General features: G+C 74.2%; 11 protein-coding genes. 3 read left to right on the top strand and 8 right to left on the bottom strand.

Translation table 11 applies throughout. The features are described 5' to 3' along the window. Nucleotides 1–120: 120 nt before the first annotated feature. The gene (locus ACWEO5_RS36730; protein ID WP_452166442.1) at nt 121–738 is read right to left on the bottom strand and encodes an LppU/SCO3897 family protein; all 618 of its coding nucleotides are present in this window, start codon (nt 736–738) and stop codon (nt 121–123) included. Nucleotides 739–1189: 451 nt separating this feature from the next. Here ACWEO5_RS36730 and map point away from each other — a divergent pair, with 451 nt between their 5' ends. Together map and ACWEO5_RS36720 are read left to right on the top strand one after the other, a co-directional pair. Then, entirely contained in the window at nt 1190–1957 is a 768-nt protein-coding gene (gene map, locus ACWEO5_RS36725) for a type I methionyl aminopeptidase (protein WP_452166441.1), read from the top strand. A gap of 499 nt (nt 1958–2456) precedes the next feature. Continuing rightward, a complete protein-coding gene (locus tag ACWEO5_RS36720; RefSeq protein ID WP_452166440.1) occupies nt 2457–3245 on the top strand; it encodes a transglycosylase family protein in 789 nt (262 codons plus the stop codon). A gap of 100 nt (nt 3246–3345) precedes the next feature. Here the strand turns inward: ACWEO5_RS36720 and ACWEO5_RS36715 are convergent, their stop codons facing one another. The 6 genes from ACWEO5_RS36715 to ACWEO5_RS36690 form a co-directional block, all read right to left on the bottom strand. Then, nucleotides 3346–3702: an immunity 51 family protein gene (locus ACWEO5_RS36715; protein ID WP_452166439.1), complete on the bottom strand. Its 357-nt coding sequence runs from the start codon at nt 3700–3702 to the stop codon at nt 3346–3348. Between the two features lie 84 nt (nt 3703–3786). Beyond that, nucleotides 3787–4140, bottom strand: coding sequence for a hypothetical protein (locus ACWEO5_RS36710; protein ID WP_344556661.1), 354 nt, complete (start codon nt 4138–4140; stop codon nt 3787–3789). Between the two features lie 123 nt (nt 4141–4263). Next, a complete protein-coding gene (locus tag ACWEO5_RS36705) occupies nt 4264–4695 on the bottom strand; it encodes a hypothetical protein (RefSeq protein WP_452166438.1) in 432 nt (143 codons plus the stop codon). Nucleotides 4696–4895: 200 nt separating this feature from the next. Then, complete coding sequence (locus ACWEO5_RS36700) at nt 4896–5726, bottom strand: heavy metal-binding domain-containing protein (RefSeq protein WP_452166437.1); 831 nt, start codon at nt 5724–5726, stop codon at nt 4896–4898. A gap of 58 nt (nt 5727–5784) precedes the next feature. Further along, nucleotides 5785–6729 (bottom strand): heavy metal-binding domain-containing protein, encoded by a 945-nt coding sequence (locus tag ACWEO5_RS36695; RefSeq protein WP_452166436.1) that lies wholly within the window; start codon nt 6727–6729, stop codon nt 5785–5787. A gap of 174 nt (nt 6730–6903) precedes the next feature. Next, complete coding sequence (locus ACWEO5_RS36690; RefSeq protein WP_452166435.1) at nt 6904–7890, bottom strand: YihY/virulence factor BrkB family protein; 987 nt, start codon at nt 7888–7890, stop codon at nt 6904–6906. A gap of 107 nt (nt 7891–7997) precedes the next feature. Between ACWEO5_RS36690 and ACWEO5_RS36685 the strand changes: the two genes are divergently transcribed. Beyond that, nucleotides 7998–9131 carry a mechanosensitive ion channel family protein gene (locus ACWEO5_RS36685; protein WP_452166434.1) on the top strand — a complete coding sequence of 378 codons (1134 nt, stop codon included), beginning with the start codon at nt 7998–8000 and terminating at the stop codon, nt 9129–9131. 22 nt (nt 9132–9153) lie between these two features. Here the strand turns inward: ACWEO5_RS36685 and ACWEO5_RS36680 are convergent. Next, a partial coding sequence (locus tag ACWEO5_RS36680; protein ID WP_452166433.1) for a hypothetical protein occupies nt 9154–9455 on the bottom strand: 302 nt, incomplete at its 5' end.

The raw sequence follows: 9455 nt of genomic DNA, 5'->3' as shown, positions 1-9455 counted from the left end.
CCCCGGCGGCCCGGGGCCGCCGGGGTGCGCCCGTCCGCCGAGCGGGGCCGGGCCGTCACGAGCCCGGCCCGCCACGGCACGGCGTACCACCCGTACCACCGTGCCTCCGCCCCGGCGGTCTCAGTGGCGGATCTTGGTGAAGCAGAGCGTCGAGTCGATCCTGCGGCTGGAGACGTACCGGATGCCGTAGTCGAACTCCTCGCCGCAGTGCTTGTCCTCGCCGAGCAACTGGTCCGCCATCTTGTACTCGGCCTCCGGAGAGGCGCAGTCCACGACGGTCGGCACCGGGTGTCCCTCCGGATCGGCGACCTTGACGCAGTCCCCGACCTCCGGATCGTGCGTCTTGGCCTCGGCCGCCCGCGCGGACCGCGACGCCTCCGCCTTGGCCTTGCCGCCGGTGGGGCTCGTGTTGTAGTTCCACACGTACCAGCCACCGCCGCCGAAGACCGCCAGCACGATGCCGACGGACAGCAGCGCCTGCAGCGGGCTCCGGCGCCGCGGCCCCGACGGCCCGGCCGGCGGGCGCGGCCCGGGTGCGGGCTGCTGGGCGTACGGCGCGGGCGGCTGACCATAGGCGGGCTGGCCGCCGTAGGGCTGACCGCCGTAGGGCTGGCCGCCGTAGGGCTGGGGCTGGCCGGCGTAGGGCTGACCGCCGTACGGCTGGGGCTGGCCGCCGTACGGCTGCGGGGCCGGCGGCTGCCCGTACGGCTGGTTCGGGTAGGGCGGCGGTGCGGACATGAGTGGGTAACCCCCCGTGGCAGACACATGCGAATGATCACCGAGACGGTGACCACCGAAGGGTAGTGGTCGGCATTCCCCTCCGATCCGCCGAGCGGCCCTGCGGAGAATCCCCCCACAATTCCCGCACTTTTCCCGGACTTGACCTCCACCGCGGAGGATCCGGCACCGCGGAGGACCCGGCACCGCGGAGGATCCGGGCCGACCGCGGCGGGCCCGCGAACGGCGGTCGGTCGCCGCATCGACTCCGCGCACGGTCGCCCGTGCGAGGTGGTGCACGCCGACTCGTGCGCCGACACCCGCGGGGCGCGCTTCTCGGAACCGCCCGGCCGAGCCGGGCGGTATTTGAATACCGGGGCCTGCTAGCGTGTCGCTGTCCGCTGCCGGTATTCAAATACCGGTGGTTCTTTCGACCGGGCGGCCGGGTGGCCGTCGTGCAGGGAGCTGTGCCGTGATCGAGCTGAAGACTCCGCAGGCGATCGAGAAGATGGCCGTCACCGGCCGGTTCGTCGCCCGGACGCTGGCCGAGCTGTCGGGGCTGGCCGAGGTCGGGCGGGACGTGATGGACCTGGAGCTGCGGGCCAGGAAGCTGGTGGCGGACCGCGGGGCCGAGTCCTGCTACTGGGACTACGCGCCCTCCTTCGGGCGCGGGCCGTTCCGGAACGTGATCTGCCTGTCGGTGAACGACGCGGTGCTGCACGGGCAGCCGCACCCCTACGTGCTGCGCGACGGGGACGTGCTGAGCCTGGACTTCGCGGTGTCGATCGACGGCTGGGTGGCCGACTCGGCGGTGACCGTCATCGTCGGCACCCCGGACGAGCAGGACGTCCGGCTGGCCGAGTCGACCCGGACCGCGCTGGATGCGGCGATCGCGGCCGCCGTGCCCGGCAACCGGATCGGGGACATCTCGGCGGCGATCGCCAAGGTCGGCCAGGGCGCCGGCTACCGGATCAACACCGACTTCGGCGGCCACGGCCTGGGCCGCACCATGCACGAGGACCCGCACGTCGCCAACGTCGGACGGCCCGGACGGGGCCTGGAGCTGAAGCCCGGGCTGACCCTGGCCCTGGAGCCGTGGTGGTGCACCGGCTCGGCGAAACTGCGGGTGGACGCGGACGGCTGGACGCTGCGTTCGGCGGACGGCTCGCGCGGCGCGCACTCCGAGCACACGGTGGCGATCACCGAGGACGGGCCGCGGGTGCTCACCGCGCTGTCCTGAAGGGGCAGTTCGGCCACGGCGGGTGACGGCCCGGTGGACGGTGGGTGGCGGCTGTGGCCCGTCCCATAGGCGGATTGCTGGACAGTCGGCGCGCGGTCAGTGCGGGGCCACGGAGCGTGTGCGGTTCCCCGGCCGGGGCGGCCAAAACCGGTGAGCCCGGTCACAGCCGCCGACGGCCGGGCCCGGGAAATCGCGGCCCGACCGGTGCCCGAGGGGTGCTGTACTGGCGGTAACCAGGCCCTGACCTGCGTAAACCTTGGAATGCTTGGAGTTCTGCGAAAGCGCCCGTAGCTTCGTAACCAGTGCAGGGCGCACTACCCGGGATCACCCGAAACCAACGCCCCGGTGCGGCGGACCAGCCGCCCGACGGGCAGGGTGACCGCGACGGAGAGCGGGTCGGACATCGACCGCACCGTCCGATCCACAAGCGCGAGAGACCTCAGGCCCTTCCGGGCCCCTGGTTCCGCCTTGCCTGCCCGGGGCATCCGAAAGGAATCGCATGATCTTCCGTAACGAGACTGCCGCCACCACGACCGCCACCACCGCCGAGAAGGGCAACCGGAAGCGCAACCGCGTCCGGGCCGCCATCGTCGCCGGCAGCGCGGTGGCCGTCCTCCCGGTGGCCGGCCTCGTGACGGCGACCTCGGCCTCGGCCGCGGACGTGTCCACCTGGGACAAGGTCGCCCAGTGCGAGTCGACCGGTGACTGGTCGATCAACACCGGCAACGGCTTCTACGGGGGCCTGCAGTTCACCTCCTCCACCTGGGCCGCCTTCGGCGGCACCGCCTACGCCCCGCAGGCCAACCAGGCCACCAAGGCGCAGCAGATCGAGATCGCCGAGAAGGTGCTGGCCTCCCAGGGCCCCGGCGCCTGGCCGGTGTGCTCCGTGCAGGCGGGCCTGACCCAGGGCGGCGCCGCCGCCCAGGTCGACACCTCCTCGTCCGCGAGCACCAGCACCAGCACCAGCAGCTCGAACAGCTCCGACTCCGCGAGCACCAGCACCAGCACCAAGTCCGCCAAGCCGGCCACCACCGACTCCGCCGCGGCCTCCACCAACACCTCCGGCAGCACCGCCGACAGCGGCAAGTCCTCCTACCAGGGCCACCAGTCCTGGAAGAAGAGCGGCGGCAACACCGGTGGCGGCAGCTACACCGTCAAGTCCGGTGACACCCTGAGCAGCATCGCGGCCGCCAACGGCACCACCGTGGACGCGCTGTTCAGCGCCAACGCCCAGACCATCGGCGCCTCCGCCGACGTCATCTACCCGGGCCAGGTCCTGACCGTCTGATCCGGACCGGTCCAGGCTCCGCCAGGAGCGCACGCACGACGCCGACGGCCACCCCTCATGTCGGGAGGGGTGGCCGTCGGCGTTCCCGCGCACCGGGGGATCAGTCGAACCAGTCGGGCTCGGCGGCGTCGATCAGCTCGCGCAGCGCCGGCCGGTCGTGGAACGCGCCGGAGAGCAGCGCGCCCAGCTCGCGCAGCGCCGCCGCGTCCTCCCCGTACGCCACGAACATGCCGGCCTCCGGGTCGTACCGGAACCGGCCCTCCAGCTGCGGGGCCCGGGAACGGACGGCGGAACGGGCCACCGCCTCCCAGCCGTACCCGCCGTTCTGCTGACCCGCCGCCTCGAACACCTCGTCCACCTCGACCATCCGGTCGTCCGTCAGCAACAGGCCGTACGAACCGGGCTCGTGGTCGTACTCGATGAACACCAGCGGGGCGAAGGTCTCACGATCAGTCATGGCCTGGACGCTAGCGGTGGCCACCGACAGTCCGCCCCGCACCGGTACGGCGGGGCGGCGGGTCGGTGACGGAGTCAGTGAGGGTCAGTAGGGGAGGACCTCTTCGACCGCGCTGGTGCCCGCGCCCGGGCGGGACTCCCACCGCCAGGTCTCGTCCAGGCGCAGCCGCCCGTCCGCGAGCCGGGTCAGCACGCTGGTGCAGTGGCCCGACGCGGTCTCCCCGGCCCGGTTGAGCTGCACGTACCGGAACTCGACGGTGTCACCGCTGCGGGTGCCGACCAGGTGGCCGCGCACCACCTCGCCGCCCCGGTAGTCGGCCCACACCAGGCCGTCCTCCTCGTGGTAGGCGAACCGGGTGCCCGGGCCGACCTCGCCGCCCTCGGGGCGGGACACCGGCGCGAACTCCAGCCCGTCGAGCGAGGGCAGCGAGGACAGCATGGCGGGGCTCCTTGGACGTGCGGGCTGGTGTGCGGCCCAGTCGACCACGTCGGGCCCGGCGCCCACCGGGGCATCCGCATCATGGACAGTCCGGGACAGAACCCCCGTGCGGCCCACCGGCGTTCAGCCGCCGAGGAGCAGCCGTTCCAGGGCGGCCCGGGCCCGGGCGTCGGAGCGGGCCCGGACGGTGACGGCGGCGGCGAGCTCCCGGGTCCACTCGTCCAGCGGCACCGGGCGGCGCGACAGCACCACGCCGCGCACCACCCGGCAGACCTCGGCCGCCGCCCGGTCCCCGGTCAGGGCCAGGGTGAGCCGCTGGTCGCCCATCGAGACCTCCAGCCGCTCGATCCGGCCGGGCCGGCCGGCCACCCGGTCGGCCAGGCTGCGCCGGCGCTCGACCGCGACCGCGTCGGCGGGCAGCGCCTCGGCGAGGGCGTCGGTCAGCACCCGGCCGTACACCTCCAGGTCGGCGGCGTCCCGCCGGAGGGCGGCCGTCAGCAGGTCGATCGAGTCCTCGTCCTGCCCGGCCGGTTCGAGCTGGCCGTCGTCGCTCATGTCACTCCTCGGGGCGGTCGGTCGACGGGTGCGCAGCCTAGTGCCGCGTCAGGCGACCTTCGCCCGTCGCGACGCCCGGCACGCCCTCTCGCCGCACCGGCCGAAAACCCGAGTACATCCAGTACGAGGGCTTCCGGCCGGCACGCCGAGAGAACGCACCGGCCGCCGCTCCTTCACGGCGAAGGCTGCCTGACGCGGCACTAGTCGTCCAAACTCAGCACCATGGTGGGGCGTTCGATCTCGTGGTCCTCGCGCAGCGGGCGGACGGCGGTGCCGATCGCGAAGAACTCGGTGGTGTGGCCGCCCCAGCGGTGGTTGTGGGCGTTGAGCTGCACTCCGACGATGCCCTCGGCGCCCAGTTCCTCGGCCTCGGCCTGCATCCGGGTCATCGCCAACTCGCGGGCGTCGTAGAGGGCCTGGGTGAACGGTTCGATCTCCACGTTCTTGCCGAGGTTGGAGAAAACCGCGCTCACCTTCTGGTGCGCGATGTGGTAGACGCAGGTGCCCATGGTCATGCCGAGCGGCGCGTAGCCGGCCCGGATCAGGGTCCAGAAGTCCTGGCCGGAGAGGTCGGAGGTGAACGGCTGGCCCTTGTTGTTGCGCCAGCCGGTGCCGCCGGGCGCCGGGTGGTCGGCCTTGACGGCGGTGCCGATCGCGATGAACTCGGCGATGTCCGAACCGAATTCGCGGGCCTCCACGCTGAGCCGGACGCCGACGATCCCGTCCGCGCCGAGCGCCGCGGCCTCGGCCTCCATCCGGGTCATCGCCAACTCGCGGGCGTGGTACATCGCCTGGCTGAGCGTCTCCAGTTCCTGGTTCTTGCCCCAGCGGCCGAGCTGGATCCCGACGTGGTAGATCGAACTGCCCAGGACCAGGCCGATCGGCTTGAACCCGGCCTCCCGGACCAGCAGGAACTCGTTGACCGACAGGTCGCTGGTGAAGATCGAGCCGGGCCTGCCCGGCTGCAGCTTGGCGAGGCGCCGCATCGCGTCGGCCGGTACGCCCTGGGCGGTGGGATCGGAGGTGGTCATCTGGTCAATCTCCCCGTGACGGTGCTGGGTCGGTGTTCGAGCGGAGGGCGGGCCGCGGTCACCGGCGGGCGGCCCGGGCCAGGCGGCGGCGCAGCCGGTCGCCGTCGCCGTTCAGCGGCATGACGGTGAGGGTGCGCGGCCGGGCGGGCGCGGTGGCGAAGCGGGCGACCGCGGTGCCGTACAGGACGTTCTCGGTGACGTGGTCGGTCTGCTTGTCGTTGTTGAGGCAGTGCTCCTCCCAGACCCGCAAGGTGTTGTCGGCCAGGATCATGCCGTCCCCGCCGAGCTTCGCCACCTGCTGCCGGACCTGGGCCCGGGCGTCGGCCCGGACCCGGCCGACCAGTTCGCTCCAGCCCGCCACCTCCTGGTTCGACCAGGAGTACCGCTGCACGCCGGTCCGGTAGTCGTCGTGGCGGACCCCGACCGACATCCCGACCAGCAGGCCCACCGGCACCCAGCCGGCCGTGAGCAGCTTGGCGAAGCCCGCGCCGTCCAGGTGCGAGGTGAACGGGTGGTGCGGCCGCACCCCGCCGGCGGCGCGCACCGCCGTGCCGATCACCTTGAACTCCAGGCAGTGCGGCGCGGCCGGGAACGGGGCCACCGTCAACTGCGCCGCCACCACGCCGTCGCCGCCGAGCGCCGCGCACTCGGCGGTCATCCGGCCCAGTGCGGCGCGCCGGGCGTCGTCCAGCACCTTCACCAGGGCGGCCGAGGGCGCGCCCTCGCCCGACAGCGCGACGGCGGCCGGCTTCCCGCCGGAGAACCAGCCCGTCCCCCGGTAGCCGCAGGCGTGGTAGCCCCAGTACCGGCCGCTGCGGCCGACCCGGTACACCGCCGACCCCATCACCTGGCCGACCGGCTCGAAGCCGACCGACCTGACCGCGGCGAACTCGCCCACCGACAGCGCCGACGACCAGGTGCCGTCGGCCCGCTCCCGGGCGATCCGCGCCGCCGCGACGGGCGGCAGCCCCTCGCCGTTCCAGGACTCCACCACGGCGCCCACCCCCCCGTTCCAGCCCGGTAGATCCGGTACCGATCCGGTACCGGGGCCCGGACGAGCACCCTACGCACAGCTGACGAACGCGCCGTCAGGAGGGTCCGGTTCCCGCCGCCCGCCGCCCGCCGTTCTGCTGCTCGCCGCCCGCCGTCCGGCGGGCCCTCAGGAGTCGGCGGGCCCTCAGGAGTCGGCGGAGCCGTCCCGGTCCGGGGGCGGGTCCTCGAACTCGACGTCGACGTGCTGCTCGGGCCGGCGCTCCTCCTGCCGGGCGAGGTCCTCCAGCACCTGCTCGTCCGGGCCGGTCAGCGGGGGCTGGAGCAGCGAGCGGGGCCACAGGCGGCGGGCGAGGACGGTGTTCGCCTCGGCGGCGTACACGGTGATCTGGGCCGCCAGGTAGAGCCAGGAGAGCAGGCCGATCACCGTCGCGAAGAAGCCGTAGACGGCGGTCGCGTGCCGCAGCTGGTGCGTCACCAGGACGGCGCCGAACGCCTGCAGGACGGTGAACAGCGGGCCCGCGACCAGGCTCCCGGGCAGCAGCCCGCGGGACGGGACCTCCTTCGGGGTGAGGATCCGCAGGCAGGCCAGGAACAGCCCGGCGTTCAGCGCGGCCGACAGCAGCAGCCCGCCGATCCGGGCCGCCGGGCCGCCCAGCGCCGCGCCCACCAGCGCCGCCGCGGCCGTGCTCAGCAGCAGCCCGGTGCCGAGCGTCGCGAACAGCGCCAGGCTGCGCCCCAGCCGGGGCCAGTAGCCGGGGCGCCGCACCCCCGGGACGTTCCACACCTCGGCCATCGCGTGCTGCAGCACCTGCGCGATGCCGAGCGCCCCGTACAGCAGGCCCGCCACGCCGATCACCAGGGCCAGGCCGCTGCCCTGCACCGAGTGCACGTTCTCCCGCAGCTGGTCGCCGATGATCGGGAAGTCGGCGAGCGCCGAGTCGACCACGGCCTGCTGCGCGTCCGGGTGCCCGTGCAGGACGAAGCCGAGCACGGTGGACAGCAGGAGCAGCAGCGGGATCAGCGACACGAAGCCGTAGTAGGTGATCAGCGCGGCCAGCAGCCCGCCCCGGTCGTCCCCGTACTTCTTGACCACCCCGACCACGACGGCCAGCGGGCGGTTCCGTTGCTGCGTGCGGTCCACGGCGCGCAGGGCGCGTTCGACGGGGTTCACGGCGCGGGCTCCTCACGGGTGACGGACGGCACCCGCGCGTATGCCCGGCCGGCGGGTGTGAACGCCTGCCGGGCGGAAAGGCGGCCGGAGGATCCGGAGCCGGGTGCGTGGAGGAGGCAGGGCAGGTGTGGTGGTGGAGCGCGGTGCGGCTGGCGGTGGTCGGTGCGGCGGTGGGGCTGGTGCTCTACCTGGTGGACCGGCTGGTGGACGCGACGACCCGGCGGCTGTCGGTGACCGCCGGGACGGTGCCGCAGGTGCTGCGCGGGTGCCGGAAGCCGATCCTCGCGGTGGCGGCCTGCGGGCTGTTGCTGGCCGCGATGCCGTGGGTGCGGGCCCCGGGCGGGGTCGGGCACCTGCTGGTGCTGGCCACCATCGGCTCGTGCGGCTGGCTGGCCGCCCGGGCGGCCGCGCTGGTGCTGGACGGGGCGGTGCGGCTCGCGGTGCGCCGCCGGGACGCGGCCTGGGCCGGGCGGGCCCGCACCCAGGCCGGGCTGCTGGGGCGGATCCTGCAGGCGGCGATCGCGCTGCTGGCGCTGGCCGCGATGCTGATGACCTTCCCGGCGGTGCGGGTGGTCGGCACCAGCCTGCTGGCCTCGGCCGGACTGGTCGGCGTGGTCGCGGGCATCGCCGCGCAGAGCGCGCTGTCGAACCTGTTCGCGGGCATCCAGATGGCCTTCGGCGACCTGGCCCGGATCGGGGACGTGGTGGTGGTCGGCGGCGAGTGGGGCACCGTCGAGGAGATCACCCTGACCGCGGTGGTGATCGCCACCTGGGACCAGCGGCGGATCGTGATGCCGATGTCGTACTTCGCGGGCCGCCCGTTCGAGAACTGGTCGCGCCGCTCCGACCGGATCACCGGCACCGCGCTGCTGCACCTCGACCACAGCACGCCCGTCGGCCTGCTGCGCGAGGAGTTCGAGAGCTACCTGGCGAAGAACCCGCGCTGGGACGGCGAGGGCAGCGCCCTCCAGGTCGTCGACACCACCCCCAGCACCCTGGTGGTGCGCGCCCTGGCCACCGCCGCCAACGCGGGCGACGCCTTCGAGCTCCGCTGCGACCTGCGCGAGCACCTGGTGGGCTTCCTGCGCGAGCACCACCCGTACGCGCTGCCCCGGGTCGCGGTGACAGCCGCGCCCGGCGAGCGGGCGGACGAGCGGACGGGGCAGGGCGAGCGGGCGGACGAGCGGACGGGACAGGGCGAGCGGACGGGGGCGGAGCAGCGCACGGGGGCGGAGGGCTGAGCGGTGCGCGGGTGGCGGGCGGTCAGCGGGCGACGGGCGTGCGGTTCGCGGCCCGGACCAGCCGGTCCACCTCGGCCGGGTCGGCGAGCGCCGACTGGCGGTCGAACTCCTCGGCGGGGAGGACGAGTTCGAACAGCACCCGGCCGCCGTCGGCGCGCTCGGCCAGCACCGCGCAGTGCGCCCGGCCATCCTTCAGCTTGCGGCGCAGCAGGTGGTGGGTGCCGTCCGGGGCGAGGTCGATCGGGCCACCGGGCCAGGGCGGGGCGGCCGCGCGCAGGCGTTCCAGCTCGGCGCTGTCCACCCGGGCGGCGGCCGGGCCGGGGC

The organism is Kitasatospora sp. NPDC004272, from assembly GCF_053603035.1.
This window is presented reverse-complemented; position numbering and strand designations above follow the sequence as displayed.